The 20527-nt window shown below is 71.8% G+C and carries 18 protein-coding genes and 1 riboswitch; of the genes, 8 read left to right on the top strand and 10 right to left on the bottom strand.

The features are described from left to right. The first annotated feature begins 24 nt into the window (after positions 1 to 24). Together TNCT6_RS12515 and TNCT6_RS12510 are read left to right on the top strand one after the other, a co-directional pair. Entirely contained in the window at positions 25 to 1227 is a 1203-nt protein-coding gene (locus TNCT6_RS12515) for an FAD-dependent oxidoreductase (protein WP_141359449.1), read from the top strand. Between the two features lie 132 nt (positions 1228 to 1359). Further along, positions 1360 to 2166, top strand: coding sequence for an HAD family hydrolase (locus TNCT6_RS12510; protein WP_172633203.1), 807 nt, complete (start codon positions 1360 to 1362; stop codon positions 2164 to 2166). A 253-nt stretch (positions 2167 to 2419) separates the two neighbouring features. Here the strand turns inward: TNCT6_RS12510 and TNCT6_RS12505 are convergent, their stop codons facing one another. Continuing rightward, positions 2420 to 2905: a transglycosylase SLT domain-containing protein gene (locus tag TNCT6_RS12505; RefSeq protein WP_141359447.1), complete on the bottom strand. Its 486-nt coding sequence runs from the start codon at positions 2903 to 2905 to the stop codon at positions 2420 to 2422. Positions 2906 to 2910: 5 nt separating this feature from the next. Then, a riboswitch (cyclic di-AMP (ydaO/yuaA leader) is annotated at positions 2911 to 3096 on the bottom strand. A gap of 485 nt (positions 3097 to 3581) precedes the next feature. On the opposite strand from TNCT6_RS12505, the gene TNCT6_RS12500 reads away from it, so the two are divergent. The 4 genes from TNCT6_RS12500 (at position 3582) to TNCT6_RS12485 (ending at position 7954) form a co-directional block, all read left to right on the top strand. After that, positions 3582 to 4592 carry a polyprenyl synthetase family protein gene (locus TNCT6_RS12500; protein ID WP_141359446.1) on the top strand — a complete coding sequence of 337 codons (1011 nt, stop codon included), beginning with the start codon at positions 3582 to 3584 and terminating at the stop codon, positions 4590 to 4592. A 286-nt stretch (positions 4593 to 4878) separates the two neighbouring features. Further along, positions 4879 to 6093, top strand: a complete 1215-nt coding sequence (locus TNCT6_RS12495; protein ID WP_141359445.1) for an outer membrane lipoprotein carrier protein LolA — start codon at positions 4879 to 4881, stop codon at positions 6091 to 6093. Positions 6094 to 6126: 33 nt separating this feature from the next. Continuing rightward, complete coding sequence (locus TNCT6_RS12490) at positions 6127 to 7071, top strand: ABC transporter ATP-binding protein (RefSeq protein ID WP_141359444.1); 945 nt, start codon at positions 6127 to 6129, stop codon at positions 7069 to 7071. Next, positions 7058 to 7954 (top strand): ABC transporter permease, encoded by an 897-nt coding sequence (locus TNCT6_RS12485; RefSeq protein WP_141359443.1) that lies wholly within the window; start codon positions 7058 to 7060, stop codon positions 7952 to 7954. The genes TNCT6_RS12490 and TNCT6_RS12485 overlap by 14 nt, the downstream gene beginning before the upstream one ends. Here the strand turns inward: TNCT6_RS12485 and TNCT6_RS12480 are convergent. Next, a complete protein-coding gene (locus TNCT6_RS12480) occupies positions 7944 to 8492 on the bottom strand; it encodes a DUF6668 family protein (RefSeq protein ID WP_141359442.1) in 549 nt (182 codons plus the stop codon). The genes TNCT6_RS12485 and TNCT6_RS12480 overlap by 11 nt on opposite strands. Before the next feature lie 1112 nt (positions 8493 to 9604). Here TNCT6_RS12480 and TNCT6_RS41880 point away from each other — a divergent pair. Beyond that, on the top strand, positions 9605 to 10531 hold the full coding sequence (locus TNCT6_RS41880) for a tetratricopeptide repeat protein (RefSeq protein WP_308789464.1): 927 nt from the start codon (positions 9605 to 9607) through the stop codon (positions 10529 to 10531). A gap of 9 nt (positions 10532 to 10540) precedes the next feature. Here TNCT6_RS41880 and TNCT6_RS12470 read toward each other — a convergent pair whose 3' ends face one another. The 3 genes from TNCT6_RS12470 to TNCT6_RS12460 form a co-directional block, all read right to left on the bottom strand. Next, positions 10541 to 11020 carry a VOC family protein gene (locus tag TNCT6_RS12470; protein WP_141359440.1) on the bottom strand — a complete coding sequence of 160 codons (480 nt, stop codon included), beginning with the start codon at positions 11018 to 11020 and terminating at the stop codon, positions 10541 to 10543. Positions 11021 to 11113: 93 nt separating this feature from the next. Continuing rightward, the gene (gene rarD, locus TNCT6_RS12465) at positions 11114 to 12118 is read right to left on the bottom strand and encodes an EamA family transporter RarD (RefSeq protein ID WP_141359439.1); all 1005 of its coding nucleotides are present in this window, start codon (positions 12116 to 12118) and stop codon (positions 11114 to 11116) included. A gap of 88 nt (positions 12119 to 12206) precedes the next feature. Beyond that, positions 12207 to 13061 (bottom strand): SDR family oxidoreductase, encoded by an 855-nt coding sequence (locus tag TNCT6_RS12460; protein WP_141359438.1) that lies wholly within the window; start codon positions 13059 to 13061, stop codon positions 12207 to 12209. 90 nt (positions 13062 to 13151) lie between these two features. Here TNCT6_RS12460 and TNCT6_RS12455 point away from each other — a divergent pair, with 90 nt between their 5' ends. Then, complete coding sequence (locus TNCT6_RS12455) at positions 13152 to 13634, top strand: helix-turn-helix domain-containing protein (protein ID WP_141359437.1); 483 nt, start codon at positions 13152 to 13154, stop codon at positions 13632 to 13634. Positions 13635 to 13649: 15 nt separating this feature from the next. Here the strand turns inward: TNCT6_RS12455 and TNCT6_RS12450 are convergent, their stop codons facing one another. The 5 genes from TNCT6_RS12450 to TNCT6_RS12430 form a co-directional block, all read right to left on the bottom strand. After that, complete coding sequence (locus TNCT6_RS12450; RefSeq protein WP_141359436.1) at positions 13650 to 14729, bottom strand: 2-oxoacid:ferredoxin oxidoreductase subunit beta; 1080 nt, start codon at positions 14727 to 14729, stop codon at positions 13650 to 13652. Beyond that, the gene (locus TNCT6_RS12445) at positions 14722 to 16650 is read right to left on the bottom strand and encodes a 2-oxoacid:acceptor oxidoreductase subunit alpha (RefSeq protein ID WP_141359435.1); all 1929 of its coding nucleotides are present in this window, start codon (positions 16648 to 16650) and stop codon (positions 14722 to 14724) included. Before TNCT6_RS12445 ends, TNCT6_RS12450 begins: the two co-directional genes overlap by 8 nt. A gap of 157 nt (positions 16651 to 16807) precedes the next feature. Next, the gene (locus TNCT6_RS12440) at positions 16808 to 17467 is read right to left on the bottom strand and encodes a response regulator transcription factor (RefSeq protein ID WP_301184424.1); all 660 of its coding nucleotides are present in this window, start codon (positions 17465 to 17467) and stop codon (positions 16808 to 16810) included. 196 nt (positions 17468 to 17663) lie between these two features. Continuing rightward, complete coding sequence (locus TNCT6_RS12435; RefSeq protein ID WP_141359433.1) at positions 17664 to 19031, bottom strand: sensor histidine kinase; 1368 nt, start codon at positions 19029 to 19031, stop codon at positions 17664 to 17666. A 126-nt stretch (positions 19032 to 19157) separates the two neighbouring features. After that, positions 19158 to 20411 (bottom strand): sensor domain-containing protein, encoded by a 1254-nt coding sequence (locus TNCT6_RS12430; RefSeq protein WP_141359432.1) that lies wholly within the window; start codon positions 20409 to 20411, stop codon positions 19158 to 19160. Positions 20412 to 20527 lie beyond the last annotated feature (116 nt).

Here is a 20527-nt window from a genome sequence, read left to right as displayed (position 1 = left end):
GAGCACGTCCTGGGGAGGGACTTCGTGAACCAACCGGTGGCAGTCATCGGTGCCGGGCCGTTCGGCCTGTCCACCGCCGCGCATCTGCGCGCCCGGGGCATCCCGGTCCGCGTCTTCGGCGAGCCCATGGTCGCCTGGCGCGACCACATGCCCGCCGGAATGCTGCTGAAGTCGACCCCGGCCGCCTCCGGCATCGACTGCCCGCAGCGCGGCCACACCCTCGCCGACTACTGCGCCGCGGCCGGCATCGGACCGCTGGTGACCGACGAGGACATCATCCCGGTGGAGACCTTCATCGCCTACGGCGAGTGGTTCCAGCGCAGGCTGGTGCCCGAGCTGGAGCGGGTGCGGGTGGTGTCGGTCGACCGGCGGCCGGGCGGCGGCTTCGAGCTGAAGCCGGACTCCGGGGAGCAGTTCACCGCCCGGGCGGTCGTGGTGGCGACGGGCTTGTCGGGCCTGTCCCATCTGCCGCCGGAACTGGCCGCGGCGGTACCGGACGGCCCCACGCCCACCGGGCCGCTCTCGCACAGCTCCCAGCACCACGACCTCGGCCGGTTCGCCGGGAAGGAACTGATCGTCGTCGGCGCCGGCCAGTCCGCGCTGGAGACGGCGGTGCTCGCGGCGGAGGCCGGCGCGCGGGTGCGGGTGGTGGCGCGGGGCCGAGGCGCGGTCGCCTTCGGCGCCCCGCCCTGGGAGCAGCCGAGGTTCCGGCCCGAGTCGCCCTTCGGCCGCGCCTGGTCGCTGTGGGCGCTGAGCTACCACCCGCAGCCCTTCCGGTACCTCCCGGCCGGGGTCCGCCACCATCTGGTCCGCCGGGTCCTCGGCCCGCTCGGCGCCTGGTGGCTGCGCGAGCGCTTCGAGTCGGCGGTGCCGGTCCACGAGGTGAGCGGCATCGTGCGTGCCGAGGTCACGGGCGGGCGTCCGGTACTGACGGTGCGCACCCTCGCGGGCGAGAGCCGGCAACTGGAGGCGGACCACGTCATGGCGGCCACCGGCTACCGCGTCGACATCGCCGCGATGGGCTTCCTCGGCCCCGAGCTGCGCAGCGGACTCGCGGTCAGCCGCGGCGCCCCGAGGCTCGGCGCGGGCTACGTCTCCTCGGTACCCGGCCTCTACTTCACGGGGTTGCCGGCGGCGGCCTCGTACGGGCCGGTGATGCGGTTCGTGTGCGGCACGGAGTTCGCCTCGCCGCGGCTGGCCGCACACCTCGCGGCGGCGCACGGTTGAGGGCAACCTCGTCCGCGGCGCCGAAGCGCTCTCACAGGTAAGGGAGTTGAGGAGAGGGAGCCGGGAGCACGGTGGCCGTCGCGGTCGTCCGGTTCCGGTCGAGTCGGCGGGCCGGGGCATCCGTATTCTCTGATCATGGCCGCCCTCGCATATGCCCTCATCGCCACCGACCTGGACGGAACGCTGCTGCGCGGCGACCACACCGTGTCCGAACGGTCCCTCGCCGCGCTCTCGGGGGCGGCGGCCGCAGGTGCCCGGCACCTCGTGGTGACCGGACGGCCGGCACCGAGAGTGCGGGAACTGCTCGACGTCCTCGGTACCACGGGGCTCGCGGTGTGCGGTCAGGGCGCACAGCTCTACGACGCCGGCAGTGACCGCCTGCTGTGGTCGGTCACCCTGGACCGGGAGCAGGCCGAGACCGCGCTCGGCAAGATCGAGGCCGAGGTGGGGGAGGTGTACGCCGCGGTCGACCAGGACGGGGTCGAGGGGCTCACGCTCATCGAGCCGGGGTATCTCATGCCGCACCCGGCGCTGCCCGCCGTACGGGTCGAACGGCGCGACGACCTGTGGCGCGCGCCCATCAGCAAGGTGCTGCTGCGTCACCCGGTGCTGTCCGACGACGAGCTGGCGCAGGCGGCCCGCGGCGCGGTGGGTTCCCTCGCCACGGTCACCATGTCGGGCCCCGGGACCGTCGAACTCCAACCGTGCGGCGTCACCAAGGCGACCGGACTGGCGCTGGCCGCCGAACACCTGGGACTGGGCCGCGAGAGCGCCCTCGCCTTCGGCGACATGCCGAACGACGTCCCGATGTTCCAGTGGGCCGCCCGGGGGGTCGCCATGGCCAACGCCCACCCCGAGCTCAAGGCGGTGGCCGACGAGGTCACGACGTCGAACGAGGACGACGGCATCGCCGTCGTCCTCGAACGACTGTTTGTCTAGTGCTGTGACCGGAAAGGTTCACCGGCTCGCGACGCCCGGCACGGCACTCCCCCAGCCTTCGGCCGGGGGTACCCCCACGCCGCGTTGTCGCATCACCCGAGTACATCCAGTACGCGGGCAATGCTCCGCCTTGCGATGCTCCCCCACTGCCTGAACGGCGTGGGAGGTGCCCCCCAGCACCGGACGCCGCGAGCTTCCCGGCAAACCTTCCCGGCCACAGCACTAGCCGGTGCGTGCGCCGGCCGCGGTCCGGTCAGTACGCGCCGAAGACGTTGTCGATGGAGCCGTACCGCTTGGCCGCGTAGTTGCAGGCGGCGGTGATGTTGGCGACCGGGTCGTAGATGTCCCAGGACGTGCCGTTCACGTGGTAGGCCCGGAAGGTCGGGTCGATGACCTGGAGCAGACCCTTGGACGGGATGCCCTTCTTGGCGTTGGAGTCCCAGAGGTTGATGGCGCGCGGGTTGCCGGAGGACTCGCGGATGATGTTGCGGTGGATCCCGTTGTAGGAGCCCGGGATGCCCTTCTGTGCCATGACCGCCAGGGAGGCCCGGATCCAGCCGTCGAGGTTGTTCGAGTAGCCGAAGCCGGCGGCCGTCCGGACGGTGGCCGGGGTCGCCGCGGACGCGGTCGTGGCGCCGAGCAGCGGTACGGCGAGGACGGCTGCGCCCGTGCCGGTGACGGCGAGGGCACGGACGAGGCGGGCGGTGCGGGAAGAGCGGCGCTGACCGTTTGCAGGCATGGGGGAATTCCTCTCCGTCGCCTGCGAGGTGAGCTGTCGGGTTCGGGCTGGGAGGTGCCCGGCCGCGCCTTGAAGGGCGCGGCTTCACCCCAAGCCGATCCGGTGCGGTGTACGCGGTACGTACGACGCCCGGCCCGGCGACTTACCTGGGTCCCCCGCTCCTGCCGTGGTTCATTCGGTCGTTGGGATTACGGGCGGCGGCAGGATTCGGCGTCCGCCCGTCGGTGCCGGGAACGTATGCGAGAGCACATGTCCCGAACAAGTGCTGGAATCACACATCGTCCAGTTTGACCTTGGTCCGGGGGGTATGTGGTGCTTGATCCTTTGCACCTGCCAAGACTCAACTCGACTGGGTGTAAAGGGGATGTGAAGGAATGCGAGAGGTGGCGCGGAGGGGAGGGGGTGTGTCCCAAGTCACGGCTCGAGTGGCCGAAGAGCAAATACCACTAAAGAGAATTGAAACCCCAATAGGGGTGAATCGGACTTCATGTGTGAGTGTGGATGGGCCGTGTGGCTGACACGTGATGGTGGTCACGTCGGGTGAAGTGGCCTGGCCCGTATAGGTGGGCGATATCGGTGATCGAAACGTGACCGGATACGCTGACTTGAGTGAGGGCAGCGACCTATCGACAAACCGTGTAATCCCCAGCAGACACCAGCAGACAGGAGACCCCTCGTGACCGTCGTCGGGCCATTCGGGCTGAGCGTGCGGGACCAGGCTCTCGAAGCCGATGTCCAGGCCGGATTGGCGGCTGTCGAGGAAGGGCTGCTCGAAGCCACCAAGAGCGAGGTCCCGTTCATCACCGGCGCCGCGCAGCATCTCGTCAGGGCGGGGGGGAAGCGGTTCCGGCCACTGCTCGTGATGCTCGCGTCCCAGTTCGGGGATCCGTACGCGCCGGGGATCGTGCCCTCGGCCGTGGTGGTGGAGCTGACCCACCTGGCGACGCTGTACCACGACGACGTGATGGACGAGGCCGCCGTGCGCCGCGGGGTGGCCAGCGCCAACACCCGCTGGGGCAACTCGGTCGCGGTCCTGACCGGCGACTTCCTCTTCGCCCGGGCCTCGCAGATCCTCGCCGACCTCGGCCCGGAGGCCGTGCGGGTGCAGGCCGTGGCGTTCGAGCGGCTGGTCACCGGGCAGATCCTGGAGACGGCGGGTCCGCAGGACGGCCGGCACCCGGTCGACCACTACCTGGACGTGCTGGGCGGCAAGACCGGATCGCTGGTGGCGGTGTCGTGCCGGTTCGGCGCGATGATGTCCGGCGCCGACGAGACGGTCGTGGACGTGCTGACGCAGTACGGCGAGCGGCTGGGCGTCGCCTTCCAGCTGGCGGACGACGTCCTGGACATCGCCTCCGACTCGCACGAGTCGGGCAAGACCCCCGGCACCGATCTGCGCGAGGGCATCGCCACCCTGCCGGTGCTGCGGCTGCGCGAGCGCGCGGCCCGGCTGGGGCTGGCCGAGGACATCGCCCTGTGCGAGCTGCTGGACTCCGACCTGAGCGACGACGCGCGGCACGCGGAGGCGCTGGCGGCGCTGCGGGCGCACCCGGCGCTGGAGCAGGCCCGCCGGGACACCGTGCGCTACGCCGAGGAGGCGCGGGCCGCGCTGGCGCCGCTGCGGGAGTGCGAGGCGAAGGCCGCACTGCTTCAGCTGTGCGACGCGGTGGTGCACCGGGCCGGCTGACGCCCGTCCGGTTCCGCGACCTCACCGGCCGCCCTCGCCGGGCGGCCCCTTCGAGCGGCGCTCTCCACCTCTACCCCTACGGGGTGGGGGAGGCGTCGCCCTTGGTGTGTCATACCGCAGGCGTACACGGAGTTGGCTCCGGGGTCTGACGCTTCCGCCCCGCCGATTTGGTCAGATGGAAACCACGGACCACACCACTCCTCACCGATCTGGGTGAGAATGGCGGCTGAGGGTGACACCCCAGTGCAGAAGGACAGCCGCCGCCGATGACGGAGGTAGGGCACACATGGCACCGAACGATTCCGAAGCCGACGACCTGCGCACGGGGCGCCGCAAGGCCGCGCGCTACGTCGTCCCGGTCACGGTGGTGGGGGTGGCGGCGGCGACCATCGGGCTCGTCCCCGCACTCGCCGCGTCCGGCGACCCCGACCTGCCGAAGATCACCGCACAGCAACTCATAGAGAAGATCGCCAAGTCGGACGTCCAGCAGCTGTCCGGCACGGTCAAGGTCAGCACCGACCTGGGTCTGCCGAACCTCGGCGGCCTGGAGAGCGGCCTGGCCTCCGGCGTGGCCGGGGGTGGTGACGGTTCGTCGGCCGACCCGATGTCAAAGCTGCCCGAACTGGCCTCCGGAACGCACACCCTGCGCGTCGCCGCCGACGGCGAGGACCGGCAGAAGGTCTCGCTGATCGAGAGCGCCGCCGAGTACAGCCTCATCCACAACGGCAAGGACGTCTGGGGCTACGACAGCAAGTCGAACGAGGTCTTCCACGGCACCGCGGCCGACGGCGGCGAGAAGCACCGGGACGAGGTCCCCGCCACGCCCAAGGACTTCGCCGACGAGGCCCTGAAGGCGGTCGACGACACCACCTCGGTGAAGGTCGACGGCACCGCGCAGGTCGCCGGCCGCGACGCCTACAAGCTGGTCATCGAGCCGAAGCATGCCTCCGGCACCACGGTCGGTGCGATCAGCATCGCGGTGGACGCCAAGACCGGGCTGCCGCTGAAGTTCACGCTCACCCCGGCGAGCGGCGGCGCCGCCGTGGTGGACGCGGGCTTCACCCAGGTCAGCTTCGCCAAGCCGGCCGCCTCGACCTTCGACTTCACCCCGCCCAAGGGGGCGAAGGTCACCGAGGAGAAGGACGCCGCGAAGGACGTCACGAAGGACGCCGAGCGGAAGGCCGGCCCGGACCGGCAGTTCCACGAGCCCGGCGCGTCGCACAAGGACCCGGCCGAGAGCGGCCCGAAGGTCCTCGGCAAGGGCTGGAACTCCATCGCCGTGATCGACACCGGTAACAAGGGCGGCATCCCGTCGTCCTCCGGCAAGGGCGACCTGAGCGGGTTCCTCGGCTCGCTCGGCGACCAGGTCAGCGGCAAGTTCGGCAAGGGCACGGTCTTCTCCACCCGCCTGGTCAACGCGCTGATCACGGACAACGGCAAGGTGTACGTCGGCGCCGTCACCAAGGACACGCTGGTGAAGGCGGCGAACACCGGGCAGTAAGGACGCGACGGGCACGAGGAATCGAGGGGGCCGATGGACGAGCGGGATGACAGCGTCATCCACACGCGCGGGCTCACCAAGCGCTACCGCGGCGGACAGCTCGCCGTCGACGGTCTCGACCTGACCGTCCCGGCGGGCAGCGTCTTCGGCTTCCTCGGCCCGAACGGCTCGGGCAAGACCACCACCATCCGCATGCTGATGGGGCTCATCGAGCCCACCTCCGGCACGGCGCGAGTGCTGGGGCGCCCCATGCCCCGGTCCTCGCGCACCGTGCTCCCGCAGGTCGGCGCGCTCATCGAGGGCCCCGCCCTGTACGGCTTCCTGTCCGGCCGGGACAACCTGCTGCGCTACGACGCCGCCGACCCGGCCGCCGACCCCCGCACCCGGCGCGCCCGGGTCGCCGCCGCCCTGGACCGGGTGGGCCTGACGGCCGCGGCGGGCAAGAAGGCCAAGGCCTACTCCCTGGGCATGAAACAGCGCCTGGGTCTGGCCGCCGCGCTGCTCCAGCCGCGCAGACTGCTCGTCCTGGACGAGCCGACCAACGGTCTCGACCCGCAGGGCATGCGCGAGATCCGCTCCCTGGTCCGGGAGTTGGCCTCCGACGGCACGACCGTCTTCCTCTCCTCCCATCTGCTGGACGAGATCGAGCAGGTGTGCAGCCACGCGGCGGTCATGGCGCAGGGGCGGCTGATCACCCAGGGAGCCGTGGCGGAGCTGGCCGCCGGAGCGCGCGGCCGGCTGGTGGTGATCACGCCCGACACGGGGGAGGCGGCCCGGGTGCTGAAGGAACAGGGCGTCGGCGACGTCGTCGCGGGCGAGGACCGGGTGTCCGGCGACCCACCGGAGCGCGACCTCGCCGACGTGAACGCCGCGCTGGTGACGGCGGGCGTCCGCGTACGGGGCTTCGGGGTCGAACGGGCCTCGCTGGAGGACGCGTTCGTGGCACTCACGGGGGAGGGCTTCGATGTCGCGGGCTGAGCTGTCGCCGGGTCAGGCCGCGGACGTGGCCGTGCGCGCCCCGCGCCGGCTGTGGACCTTCGGGCTGCTGCGCAGCGAGCTGGTGACCACCTTCCGGCGCTGGCGCACTCTCGCGCTGCTGGGCGTGCTGGCCGGTGTGCCGGTCCTGGTCGGGGTGGCCGTCAGGATCGAGACGAGGGACGGCTCGTCGGTCGGCGGCGGGGGCGGCGAGGGTCCGGCGTTCATCGCGCAGGTCACCAACAACGGGCTGTTCCTGGTCTTCACCGCGCTGGCCGCCACCCTGCCGTTCTTCCTGCCGATGGCCGTGGGCGTGATCGCCGGCGACGCCGTCGCCGGGGAGGCGAACGCGGGCACCCTGCGCTATCTGCTGGTAGCACCCGCGGGCCGCACTCGCCTGCTGCTCGCCAAGTACGCCACGACGATGGCCTTCTGCCTGGTCGCCACCCTCGTGGTCGCCGTCTCGGCGCTCATCGTGGGTGCCCTGCTGTTCCCGCTCGGTGATCTGGCGACCATCTCGGGCACGCGGATCAGCTTCGCCGACGGACTGGGCCGGGCGCTGCTGATCGCCCTCGTCGTCGCCGCGTCGCTGATCGGGCTCGCCGCGCTCGGCCTGTTCGTCTCGACGCTGACCAACAGCGGGATCGCCGCGATGGCCACGACCGTGGGCCTGCTGATCACCGTTCAGATCGTCGACCAGATACCCCAGCTGCACGCGATCCAGCCGTACCTCTTCCCCCACTACTGGCTGTCCTTCGCCGACCTCATGCGTGAGCCGGTCTACTGGGACGGCCTGGTGAAGAACCTGGAGTTGCAGGCCCTGTACGCGGCGGTGTTCGGCTCGGCGGCCTGGGCACGGTTCACGGCGAAGGACATCACGGCGTAGGGACCGCCCGCGCGCTCCCCGCCCCGGTGAGACGGGCCAGCGGTTCGCTCTCCCGCGGCGGCGCTCCGCTCAGGTCGCCCAGCCGCCAGGCCTCCACCCACGGGACGCGGTAGACGTCGATCACGGACTCGATCGGCTTCACCCGCTGGGCGAGCCGCCGCGGCAGCCGGCCGGGCGCGTCCGCGACGAGCACCACGGCGTCCAGGTCGAGTCCGGCGGGCGCCTCGCCCCCGCGGAACACCTCGAGGGCGCGGGTGACGGCGTCAAGACCGGCCGCGTGGGTCCTGGCGACCAGCAGCACCGACTCCGGGGCGCCGGGCCCCGGCCACGCGCGTCCGCAGTCGTGACCGCCGTAGACGGCCGCGAGAGTCGTGGTGCCCGCGCCGCCGTGGGTGGCCAGCCAGGAGAACCGGCGGGGCGTGACGGGCCGGCCGGCGGGCCGTTCCGGCCTGCCCTCCCACCCGTCGGCCTCGGCGCGGGCGTCGGTCACCGGTCCGCGGACCCAGATCTCCGGTCCCGGTCGTACGTCTGTCCGCATGGCTGTCCCCCCTCCCGCGTCATCCCGACGATCCTTGCCCGCGAAACGTTACCCGCGTCACAGGAGTGCGGTTCCTGGTGCGAGTCTGTGACGTCGTGGTGACGCGGGGAGGGCAGGCGGGCGGAGAGACTCGAATGTACGCGAACGACCGGATGGCACTCATCCGAGTGAGGGAGCCGATGTCTCGACTGAGCCGCGGGAAGAAGCGGGAACACGAGCGTGCCGCGCGGCCGGCGGCACCCGTGGCGACGCCGGTCGCCGTCCATGTGCCGGCGGACGGCGCCGGGGCCTTGGTCGGCGGCGTGCCGGTCCACCCGGTTCCCGGCGAGGAGATCCAGCAGGCCGTCCTGGGCCACCTCCACCGCATCGCCCTCGCCTCCGGCCACCCCGTCCTCGCCACGGTCACCGACGAGCGCATCGGCTACGTCGTCCCCCTCCAGGTCCACACCGACGGCTCCAGCGCGTTCGCCGCGGAGCCCCTGCGCACGGCACCGCCGGACCCACCCGCCGACGCACCCCGGCCGGGCCCGGCCCCGCGACCGGAGGACGACGGGGTGACACACGTACTGAGGCAGGCCCCGGACCCGGCCCGCGAGCCCGACACGGAACCGCCCTCCCCGCCGCCCGCGCCCGCGTTCCCGCCACCCGAGCCGCACAACGAGCCCCTGGCCGCTGGCAGTACACCGCACAGCGAGAGCGCGCCGACTTTCCCGTTGCGTGCGGTTCCCGAGTCGTCGGCGCCGTCCGCTGACGGGGTTCCTGTGTTTCCTGTGCGGGAGTTGCCGGGGTCCGGGCCGGAGGGCGAGCCCCGGGTCGGTGGCGGTATGCCGTATGGCGAGAGTGCGCCCGTTTTCCCGTTGCGTGCGGCTCTCGAGTCGTTGGCGCCGTCCGCTGACGGGGTTCCTGTGTTTCCTGTGCGGGAGTTGCCGGGGTCCGGGCCGGAGGGCGAGCCCCGGGTCGGTGGCGGTATGCCGTATGGCGAGAGTGCGCCCGTTTTCCCGTTGCGTGCGGCTCTCGAGTCGTTGGCGCCGTCCGCTGACGGGGTTCCTGTGTTTCCTGTGCGGGAGTTGCCGGGGTCCGGGCCGGAGGGCGAGCCCCGGGTCGGTGGCGGTATGCCGTATGGCGAGAGTGCGCCCACTTTCCCGCTGCGGGCGGTTTCCGAGTCGCCGGCGCCGTCCAGCGAGGTGGCGCCGGCGTTCGCGCTGCGGCCGCTGCCGGAATCAGCGGGTGACACGCCCCTCGGTACGGCGGTCGCCCCCACGGGGGTGTTCGGCCCGCCACCGGTGATGGACGCGGGCCCGGCCGACGTGAACGCGTGGCCGGAACCGGCCGCGCCCGCCGAGCATGCCCCGGCGCCTGGCGCCCACGCCCCCGCGCCCGGTGCCCCCGCGTCCGCAACGACTCCGCACCAGTACCAGCATCAGTACCAGCACCCGGACCCCGACCCGGCCGACCCCGGTCTGGACGAATCCGGGCCCAAGCCCACCCCCACCCCCGCCCGCGGGTTCGACGCCGTGGCCGAGGCGGTGCTCGGGGAGGATCCCAGGACCGCGGCCGGTGAAGCGGGCGCCGTCCTGCTCGCCGAACCCCTGGCGCGGGTCAACGACGCCGTGAAGGAGGGCCGGATCGAGGAGGCGGCGGCCCTGGCCGAACGCACCGTCGCGGACGCGTCCGGCGTGCTCGGCCCGGAGCACCCCGAGGTGCTGCGGGCGCGCGAACTCACGGCGTACATCGCCTACTTGGCGGGCGATCCGCTCCGTTCCTTCGGTGTCTCCCTCGGCCTCGCCCGCATCCGCCGCCGCGCCGGCGACGCGGCGGCGGCCTACGGCGACGTGCAGAGCGCGGCCACCGCCTGGCGAGCGGTCCGCGACCCCGAGCAGGGCCTGCGGCTCGGCCGTGACCTGATCGACCTGTGGGCCGAACTCACCGCCGAGGACGGCCCCGCCGCCGACGACATCGAGCAACTGGAGTCCGCCCGCGCCCGCATGGGCCGCCTGGCCGAACGGGCCCGCGACGCGACCCCGCCACCCCCGAGCTGACCCGGCGTCCTACGCCACGCAGAACACGTTGCCCTCCGGGTCCTCCATCACCATCCACTCCCCGCCGTGCTCCCGCACATGCCGCAGCACGCGCGCCCCGAGCCCCTTCAGCCGCTCCACCTCGTCCGCGCGCCGGCCCTCGCCGGGGTGCAGGTCGAGGTGGAGCCGGTTCTTGCCGGACTTCGCCTCCGGCACCCGCTGGAACAGCAGCCGCCGCCCCAGACCGGTGCCGCGTTCCTCGTCGTACGGGTCGTCGGGGTGCCGTACGCCGATCAGATCCCGGAAGGCCGGGCGGCCGTGGAACTCGACGGTGGCCTCGCCCGGCAGCGCCCCGAGCTCCAGCAGCCGTTCGATTAACGCGCTGTTGTCCTCCACCTCGTAGTGCAGCGCGGCGGCCCAGAAGTCGGCCTGCGCGTGCGGGTCGGCGGCGTCGATGACGAGCTTCCAGTGCAGCGGGGCGGGCGCGGCGCCCGTGGGTGTCGGAGTCATGCACCCAGTTATATGCGCGGGCTCGCCCCGGGGCTGGAACTTCACCAAGGAGAAGGTGCGAGCACACCGGGCCCGCACCACCCGCGGCAGCGGCTACGCCTCCACCGGGTCGGTCTTCGCCGCCGTCGCGGTCCTGGGGGCGGCGAGCCGGGCCCTGAGCCGTGCCGCCCGCCGGGCCGTGCGCAGCCCGTCCCAGGTCAGCAGGGTCAGGGCCAGCCAGACCAGGGCGAAGCCGGCCCAGCGTTCGGCCGGCATGGACTCGTGGAAGTAGGCGACGCCGATCAGGAACTGGAAGACCGGGGCCATGTACTGGAGCAGGCCCAGGGTGGACAGCGGCACGCGTATCGCGGCCGCCCCGAAGCAGACCATCGGCAGCGCGGTGACGATGCCGGTGGAGGCGAGCAGCGCGGCGTGCCCGGCGCCCTCGGCGGCGAACGTCGAGGTGCCGTGGGCGCCCAGCCACACCAGATAGCCCAGAGCGGGCAGGAACTGGACCGCGGTCTCGGCGGCCAGCGACTCGATGCCGCCCAGGTTGACCTTCTTCTTCACCAGGCCGTAGGTGGCGAAGGAGAAGGCGAGGCAGAGGGAGATCCACGGCGGGCGGCCGTAGCCGATGGTGAGCACGACGACGGCGGCGGCGCCCGTGCCGACCGCCGCCCACTGCACGGGCCGCAGCCGCTCCTTGAGGAGCAGCACGCCCATCGCGATGGTGACCAGCGGGTTGATGAAGTAGCCGAGGGAGGCCTCCACCACGTGCCCGCTGTTGACGGACCAGATGTAGACGCCCCAGTTGACGGTGATCACCGCGGCGGCGATCACGACGAGGGCCAGCCTGCGCGGCTGGCGCAGCAGTTCGCCGGCCCAGGCCCAGCGGCGTACGACGAGCAGGGCGACGGCGACGAAGGCGAGGGACCACACCATGCGGTGGGCGAGGATCTCGACCGCCCCGGCGGGTTTGAGCAGCGGCCAGAAGATGGGGACGAGGCCCCACATCCCATAGGCGGCGACACCGTTCAGCAGTCCTGTGCGCCGCTCACCCCTCGGCTGCTCGCTCACTGGTTCCTCCTTCGTGCCGGCCGCGTGACGTGCGGCGGGCATCAAAGAAGGTAGCGCCACGCGCCCCCGCCTGTCATGTCCGTATGGTCAAACGGTCATGACGGGCGGGTGACGGTTTCCCCGGTGTCGCTCAGGCCCCGAGCGCGGCGGCGATCGCCTCCGAGACCGGGCTGGTGGGGCGCCCGATCAGGCGGGACAGATCGCCGGAGGTGATGACCAGCTCGCCCTTCTCGATGGAGGCGTCCACGCCCGCCAGGATCGCGGCGAGCGGCCCGGGAAGCCCGGCGCCGGTCAGGATGCCCGCGTACTCCTCGACGGTGACCGGGTTGGACGTGATCCGCCTGCCGGTCTGCCTGCTCAGCTCGGCGGCATACTCGGCGAGGCTCCACGCCTCGTCCCCGCCCAGCTCGTACGTCTTGTTCTCGTGGCCCTCGCCGGTCAGGACGGCGACGGCGGCGGCCGCGTACTCGGCGCGCGGGGCGGAGGAGATGCGGCCCTCGCCGGCGGCGTGGACGACGGCGCCGTGCTCCAGGACGGGGGCGAGTTGCTCGGTGTAGTTCTCGTGGTACCAGCCGTTGCGCAGCAGCACGTAGGGCACTCCGGAGGCCAGCACGGCCTCCTCGGTGCCGTGGTGGTCGTCGGCGAGGGCGGCCTTCAGGGTGCCGGGGGCGCTGGTGTAGGCGAGCAGCGCGACACCGGCGGCACGGGCCGCGTCGATGACGACCCGGTGTTGCTGGACCCGGCCCTTGTCGAACTCGTTGCCGGAGATCAGCAGGACCTTGTCGCCGGCCGAGAACAGGCCGTCGAAGGTCTCGGGCGCGTTGTAGTCGGCGACCGCGATCCGCACGCCGCGCTCGGCGAGGCCGGCGGCCTTCTCCGGGGTGCGTACGACGGCGGTGACCTGGTCGGCCGGGACCCTCTCCAGCAGCTGTTCCACGACGTGGCGGCCGAGGTGTCCGGTGGCTCCGGTGACGACGATGCTCATGACGGAAGTCTCCTTGTGGGGTGCCTGTGCGCTAACGCTAGGAGATGCGCTAACTCTTCGAAAGTACCCACTTTGAAGTAAGGTACTGTCATGGCAGTAAGCGCTGGAAGAGCGGCAAGGGACGTCGTCGCCGACGCGGCGATGTGTCCGTACCGCCTGGTCCTGGAGCACGTCACCAGCCGGTGGGGCGTCCTCGTCCTGATCGAGCTGCTGGAGCGGCCCTACCGCTTCAGCGAACTGCGTCGCGCCGTCGGCCGGGTCAGCGAGCGAGGCGTCAGCGAGAAGATGCTCGCCCAGACGCTGCAGACCCTGGAGCGCGACGGGCTGGTCCACCGCGACGCGAAGCCCGTGATCCCGCCCCGGGTCGACTACTCCCTCACCGGCCTCGGCCGGGAGGCCGCCGAACAGGTACGGGCGCTCGCTCTGTGGACCCAGGAGCGCATGGCGGACGTGGAGCAGGCCCGGCGGACGTACGACGAGGCCCGGCGGACACAGGACGAGGCCGGGCGGACACAGGACCAGGCCGCGCGGACACAGGACGAGGCCCGGGCCGCACGGACCCGGGCCTCGTGAGACGGAGCAGGACGCTCAGCCGACGACCGTCCAGGTGTCCCCGCCGGCCAGCAGCGCGGCCAGGTCGCCCTTGCCCCGCTGCTCGATCGCCGCTTCGAGCTGGTCGGCCATCGCGGTGTCGTAGACCGGGCGGTCGACGGACCGGAAGACGCCGATCGGGGTGTGGTGGAGGGTGTCGGGGTCGGCCAGCCGGGACAGCGCGAACGCCGTGGTCGGGGAGGCAGCGTGGGCGTCGTGGACGAGGATCTCGGACTCGTTGTCCGGGGTGACGTCCACGACGGACAGGTCGCCGGTGCGCACGTCCCGGACGACACCGCGCTCGCCGTCGGCGCCGAAGCGGATCGGCTGCCCGTGCTCCAGGCGGATCAGCGCCTCCTGGGCCTGGGTGCGGTCCTTCAGGGCGTCGAAGGCGCCGTCGTTGAAGATGTTGCAGTTCTGGTAGATCTCGATCAGCGCCGTGCCGGGGTGGGCGGCGGCCTGGCGCAGCACCTCGGTGAGGTGCTTGCGGTCGGAGTCGATGGTGCGGGCCACGAAGGACGCCTCGGCTCCGATGGCGAGGGAGACCGGGTTGAAGGGGGCGTCGAGGGAGCCCATCGGCGTCGACTTGGTGATCTTGCCGATCTCGGAGGTCGGGCTGTACTGACCCTTGGTCAGGCCGTAGATCCGGTTGTTGAACAGCAGGATCTTGAGGTTGACGTTGCGGCGCAGGGCGTGGATGAGGTGGTTGCCGCCGATGGACAGCGCGTCGCCGTCACCGGTGACCACCCACACGCTCAGGTCGCGCCGGGAGGTGGCCAGGCCGGTGGCGATGGCGGGGGCGCGGCCGTGGATGGAGTGCATCCCGTAGGTGTTCATGTAGTACGGGAAGCGGGAGGAGCAGCCGATGCCGGAGACGAAGACGATGTTCTCCCTGGCCAGCCCCAGCTCCGGCATGAAGCCCTGGACGGCCGCGAGGATCGCGTAGTCGCCGCAGCCGGGGCACCAGCGCACTTCCTGGTCGGACTTGAAGTCCTTCATGGACTGCCGGGCCTGGGCCTTCGGCACCAGGGAGAGCGCCTCGGCCGTGCCCGTGCCTTCCGTGGACGTCTCAGCCATCGATGGCCTCCTTGAGAGCCGCGGCGAGCTGTTCCGCCTTGAACGGCATGCCGTTGACCTGGTTGTACGAGTGCGCGTCCACCAGGTACTTCGCCCGGACCAGGGTGGCGAGCTGGCCGAGGTTCATCTCGGGGATCACCACCTTGTCGTAACGCTTCAGGACGGCCCCGAGGTTCTTCGGGAAGGGGTTGAGGTGGCGCAGGTGGGCCTGCGCGATGGACTCCCCGGCCGCGCGCAGCCGGCGCACGGCCGCCGTGATGGGTCCGTAGGTGGAGCCCCAGCCCAGGACGAGGGTGCGTGCCCCGCTCGGGTCGTCGACCTCGACGTCGGGGACCTCGATGCCGTCGACCTTGGCCTGCCGGGTGCGGACCATGAAGTCGTGGTTGGCCGGGTCGTAGGAGATGTTGCCGGTGCCGTCCTGCTTCTCGATGCCGCCGACGCGGTGCTCCAGGCCGGGCGTGCCCGGGATGGCCCATGGGCGGGCCAGGGTCCTGGGGTCGCGCTTGTAGGGCCAGAACACCTCGGTGCCGTCGGCCGTCGTGTGGTTGGGCCCCTGCGCGAACTGCACGCTCAGGTCGGGCAGTTCGTCCAGATCGGGGATGCGCCAGGGCTCGGAGCCGTTGGCGAGGTAGCCGTCGGAGAGCAGGAACACCGGGGTGCGGTAGGTCAGCGCGATCCGCGTCGCCTCCAGGGCGGCGTCGAAGCAGTCCGCCGGGGTGCACGGGGCGACGACCGGGACCGGCGCCTCGCCGTTGCGGCCGTACATCGCCTGCAGCAGGTCCGCCTGCTCGGTCTTGGTCGGCAGGCCGGTGGACGGCCCGCCGCGCTGGATGTCCACCACCACCAGCGGCAGCTCCAGCGACACCGCCAGACCGATCGTCTCCGACTTCAGAGCCACACCCGGTCCGGACGTCGTCGTCACCGCGAGCGACCCGCCGAAGGCGGCACCGAGAGCAGCGCCGATGCCCGCGATCTCGTCCTCGGCCTGGAAGGTCCGCACACCGAAGTTCTTGTGCTTGGACAGCTCGTGCAGGATGTCCGAGGCCGGGGTGATCGGGTACGAGCCCAGGAACAGCGGCAGGTCCGCCTGGCGGGACGCCGCCACCAGGCCGTAGGCCAGGGCCAGGTTCCCGGAGATGTTGCGGTACGTGCCGACGGGGAAGGCCTTGGAGGCGGGGGCGACCTCGTAGGAGACCGCGAAGTCCTCCGTCGTCTCGCCGAAGTTCCAGCCCGCCCGGAACGCGGCGATGTTCGCCGCCGCGATCTCCGGCTTCCGGGCGAACTTCGTCCGCAGGAACTTCTCCGTGCCCTCCGTGGGCCGGTGGTACATCCAGCTCAGCAGGCCCAGCGCGAACATGTTCTTGCTGCGCTCGGCCTCCTTGCGGGACAGGTCGAACTCTTTGAGGGCCTCGACCGTCAGAGTGGTCAGCGGCACCGGGTGCAGGTGGTAGCCGTCCAGCGAGCCGTCCTCCAGCGGGGAGGCGTCGTAGCCGACCTTCTGCATCGCGCGCTTGGTGAACTCGTCGGTGTTGACGATGATCTCCGCGCCGCGCGGCAGGTCGCCGACGTTCGCCTTCAGCGCGGCCGGGTTCATCGCGACCAGCACGTTCGGCGCGTCCCCGGGGGTGAGGATGTCGTGGTCGGCGAAGTGCAGCTGGAAGGAGGACACACCCGGCAGGGTTCCCGCGGGGGCCCGGATCTCGGCCGGGAAGTTCGGCAGCGTCGACAGATCGTTCCCGAAAGACGCCGTCTCCGAGGTGAAGCGGTCACCGGTGAGTTGCATACCGTCACCCGAGTCACCCGCGAACCGGATGATCACCCGGTCCAAGCGGCGGACGTCCTTCGTCCCGGCCGCCCTGCGCTGCTCTCCTACGACGGCTCCGTCGGCCTGCTCCGCTGGACTGCTGACCTGGCTGGTCACTGAACTGGACCTCCTTCGAGGCTGCTGTGTGGGAGCGGCCTTCCCGAAGACCTTCCCGGCTTCAACCCTACGACCGTGAGGGTCGCCTTCCCTGCATCGTTCGCATGCTGGACGCACTGATGAGACGGTTCGCACGGTCCGACTCAGTGTCGGACGATCACGAGTTCAGATAGGTGAGCACGGCCAGAACACGCCGGTGATCCCCATCACTTTGGGACAGTCCGAGCTTGAGGAAGATGTTGCTGACGTGCTTCTCGACCGCGCCGTCACTCACCACCAGCTGCCGGGCGATCGCCGAGTTCGTCCGCCCCTCGGCCATCAGCCCCAGCACCTCCCGCTCCCGCGGGGTGAGCCCGGCCAGCACGTCCTGCTTACGGCTGCGGCCGAGCAGCTGCGCGACGACCTCCGGGTCCAGGGCCGTACCGCCCTCGGCCACCCGCACCACCGCGTCCACGAACTCGCGCACCTCGGCCACGCGGTCCTTGAGCAGATAGCCGACCCCGCGGCTGGAACCGGCCAGCAGTTCGGTGGCGTACCGCTCCTCCACGTACTGCGAGAGCACGAGCACGCCCAGCGCCGGGTGCGCCTTGCGCAGCTGCACCGCGGCCCGGACCCCCTCGTCGGTGTGCGTCGGCGGCATCCGCACGTCCGCCACGACGACGTCCGGCAGCGCCTGCTGGTCGTGCAGCTCCGTGATGGTCTTGATCAGCGCCTGGGCGTCCCCGACACCCGCCACGACCTCGTGTCCGCGGTCGGTCAGCAGCCGGGTCAGGCCCTCCCTGAGCAGCACTGAATCCTCGGCGATGACCACCCGCACCCTGTCCTCCACGATCCTCGGCCCCCCACAGCCTCGCCCCACGGTCTTCCGCACGACATGGTCCAGCATTCCAGTATTCGGACCGCGCCGCGCCCGGGCCAGGGGAAGTGTAGGGAGGCGACCACATGTTTCGGCCTGCCGCCGCGACCCGTGTGGCCGCGGACGGCAGGCCGTCATCAGTGGATTTTGGGCGCGCTCAGCGCCGCCAGGGCAGCTCCGCCGTCACCCGGGTGGGTCCCCCGGACGGCGAGTCCACGATGAGGATCCCGTCCACCGCGTCCAGCCGCTCGGCCAGCCCGGCGAGGCCCGACCCCTTGGACACGTCCGCGTCGCCGACCCCGTCGTCCTCGACCTGGAGCATCAGCCGGTCCTCCACCCGCCAGACGTCCACCGAGGCGGACCGTGCCCCGCTGTGCTTGCTGACGTTCTGGAGCAGCTCGGAGACCGTGAAGTAAGCGATCCCCTCGATGGCCGCCGCCGGCCGCTCGGCCAGATCGACCTCCACCCGCACCGGCACCGTGCAGCGCGAGGCCACCGCCGACAGGGCCGCGTCCAGGCCGCGGTCCGTCAGCACCGCCGGGTGGATCCCCCGCGCCAGGTCCCGCAGCTCCTGCAACGCGGTCTTCACCTCGCCGTGCGCCTCGTCCACCATCCGCGCCGCCGCCTGCGGATCCTCCGTCAGCTTCTCCTTCGCCAGCCCCAGATCCATCGCCAGCGCCACCAGCCGGGCCTGTGCCCCGTCGTGCAGGTCCCGCTCGATGCGCCGCAGATCCGCGGCGGCCGTGTCGACCACGACCCCCCGGTCCGACTCCAGTTCCACCACCCGCGCCGACAGCCGCGACGGCCCCAGCAGCCCGTGCACCAGCACCCGGTCCACCATCGTCAGCGCCCGCACGATCCACGGCGTGGCCAGCGTGAACAGCAGTCCCACCAGCGCGGTCACCGTGATCTCGAACGGATTGTCCAGATAGATGCCGTGCTGACCGTCGCCGTAGAGCTGGAGTCCGCCCTGGCCGGCCCACATCGGGAACACCCAGAACCACAGCGGATACGTCAGCAGGCTCCAGCCCAGCGTCCAGAAGACCAGCGAGACCGAGAAGGAGAACACCGCCCACGGAAAGTGCAGGATCGCGTAGAGCAGGGCCCGCCAGGAGGCGCCGCTCTTCAGCAGGGCTCCCGTCCAGGCCAGGACGCCCGGCTTCGTCGTCCGCAGCGGCTGCGGCTCGGCGACCTCCAGGCCGAGCAGCCGGCGCGCCCGCGCCCGCTCCAGCACGCCGAACAGGCGGCAGCCGGCCAGCGCCGCCGCCAGCACCGGGACGCCCAGGAACGTCACCAGCAGGCCCGCGCCCAGCGACACCATCGTCACCGCGTACGTGAACAGCATGATGCCGATCGGCAGATTCAGCAGCACGTACCCGAACTCGCGCCAGCTGCGGGCCTCGAACGGCGCCCGCAGCCCGGCCGGCAGCAGGTGCCGTTCCCGGCCGGTGCCACCGTCGTGGAACCCGCCCGCGCTGTAGGGCCCGTACCCCGGTGCGTCCTGCGATCGGTACTGGGTGGCCATCGGCGTCGTCCCGTCCCCTCGTTCCGTGTTCGTGTCTCCTACGGCTGTCCCGCCGTACTCCCAGCGTGCTCGGCCGCGGATGGCGGGACCATGGAGCACGTCGGCCTCTTGGGCGGGGGGTTTTCCCTACCTCGTGCCGGGGGTGCCCCGGCCGGAGGCGGCCACGCCGGACCCGGCCGGGCCGGCACCGTCCGTACGGTCCCGCCACGGCAGCTCCGCCGTGATGGTCGTCGGGCCGCCCGGCGGCGACTCGACGACGAACAGGCCGTCGACCGCGTCCAGCCGCTCGGCCAGACCGCGCATGCCCGTTCCGCCGTCCAGCCGGGCGCCGCCGTGGCCGTCGTCCCCCACCTGGATCAGCAGCCGGCCGTCGGTCCGCCAGACCTCGACGGAGGCGGACCGCGCCCCGCTGTGCTTGCTGACGTTCTGGAGCAGCTCGGAGACCGTGAAATAGGCGATGCCCTCGATGGCCGCGGCCGGACGCGACTCCAGGTCGACCGTCACCCGCACCGGCACCGTGCAGCGCGAGGCCACCGCCGACAGGGCCGCGTCCAGACCGCGGTCGGTCAGCACGGCGGGATGGATGCCGCGGGCCAGGTCGCGCAGCTCCTGGAGCGCGAGCTTCACCTCGCCGTGCGCCTCCTCGACCATCGCGGCGACATGCTCGTCGGACCGGCCCTCCAGCAGCTTCTCCTTGGCCAGGCCCAGACCCATGGCCAGATTCACCAGCCGGGCCTGTGCCCCGTCGTGCAGGTCCCGCTCGATGCGCCGCAGATCCGCGGCCGCCGTGTCGACCACGACCCCCCGGTCCGACTCCAGCTCGGCGATCCGCCGCTCCAGCTCGTCGGACGGCGACAGCAGACCGCGCACCATCGCCCGGTCCACGTTCGCCAGGCCCCGGGCGAGGAAAGGCAGCGCCGGCCAGAGCACGAACAGCGAGGTCAGCGTCACCGTGAAGGTGAGCACGCCCCACGGCAGCCGTATGAAGTGGTACAGCGCCGAACGCCAGCCCACCGGGTCCTTCAGCGCCGTCCATAGCCGGCCGGGCAGTCCCTTCGAGCCGTGCAGCGACAGCGGGCTCGGCTCGTCGATCCGCACCCCGAGCAGCGCCCGTGCCCGCGCCCGCTCCAGCCGTCCCAGCAGCCGCGAGCCCATCAGCCCGAGCGCCAGCAGCGGGAAGCCGATCACGTTGAGCGTCAGCGCGCTGCCGGTCAGCAGCACCGTCACCACGTAGACGAAGCCGAGCAGCGATACTGGGAGGTTCACCAGGAGATGCGTGATCTCCTTCCAGGTGGGCAGGTCGTAGGCGAAACGGGCCGGGGGCAGCCGGTCCTCGGTGCCTGCCGCCGCGGGATCGGCGGCGGAGATGCGAGCGGTCATAGGGGTCAGCGTGCCGTGCGGCGGCCGACGGCGCCATGAGGTGGGCCGCCCTCACCCACTGGGGAAAACCCCACCTTCGCGCCCCAGAGTGTGACGGGCTGCTTACCCGCCCTTTA

Origin of the sequence: Streptomyces sp. 6-11-2 (assembly GCF_006540305.1) — a bacterium.
Taxonomy (GTDB): Bacteria; Actinomycetota; Actinomycetes; order Streptomycetales; family Streptomycetaceae; genus Streptomyces.
The sequence above is the reverse complement of the archived record's forward strand: the minus strand, read 5'-3'. Positions and strand labels throughout refer to the sequence as shown.

Coding starts and splice junctions, on each gene's coding strand:
- TNCT6_RS12480 (WP_141359442.1), bottom strand. CDS start 8,492: ATGCGGACAGACGTACGACCGGGACCGGAGATCTGGGTCCGCGGACCG.
- TNCT6_RS41880 (WP_308789464.1), top strand. CDS start 9,605: ATGCCGTATGGCGAGAGTGCGCCCACTTTCCCGCTGCGGGCGGTTTCC.
- TNCT6_RS12455 (WP_141359437.1), top strand. CDS start 13,152: ATGGCAGTAAGCGCTGGAAGAGCGGCAAGGGACGTCGTCGCCGACGCG.
- TNCT6_RS12460 (WP_141359438.1), bottom strand. CDS start 13,061: ATGAGCATCGTCGTCACCGGAGCCACCGGACACCTCGGCCGCCACGTC.
- TNCT6_RS12505 (WP_141359447.1), bottom strand. CDS start 2,905: ATGCCTGCAAACGGTCAGCGCCGCTCTTCCCGCACCGCCCGCCTCGTC.
- TNCT6_RS12485 (WP_141359443.1), top strand. CDS start 7,058: ATGTCGCGGGCTGAGCTGTCGCCGGGTCAGGCCGCGGACGTGGCCGTG.
- TNCT6_RS12470 (WP_141359440.1), bottom strand. CDS start 11,020: ATGACTCCGACACCCACGGGCGCCGCGCCCGCCCCGCTGCACTGGAAG.
- TNCT6_RS12495 (WP_141359445.1), top strand. CDS start 4,879: ATGGCACCGAACGATTCCGAAGCCGACGACCTGCGCACGGGGCGCCGC.
- TNCT6_RS12490 (WP_141359444.1), top strand. CDS start 6,127: ATGGACGAGCGGGATGACAGCGTCATCCACACGCGCGGGCTCACCAAG.
- TNCT6_RS12435 (WP_141359433.1), bottom strand. CDS start 19,031: ATGGCCACCCAGTACCGATCGCAGGACGCACCGGGGTACGGGCCCTAC.
- rarD (WP_141359439.1), bottom strand. CDS start 12,118: ATGCCCGCCGCACGTCACGCGGCCGGCACGAAGGAGGAACCAGTGAGC.
- TNCT6_RS12450 (WP_141359436.1), bottom strand. CDS start 14,729: ATGGCTGAGACGTCCACGGAAGGCACGGGCACGGCCGAGGCGCTCTCC.
- TNCT6_RS12430 (WP_141359432.1), bottom strand. CDS start 20,411: ATGACCGCTCGCATCTCCGCCGCCGATCCCGCGGCGGCAGGCACCGAG.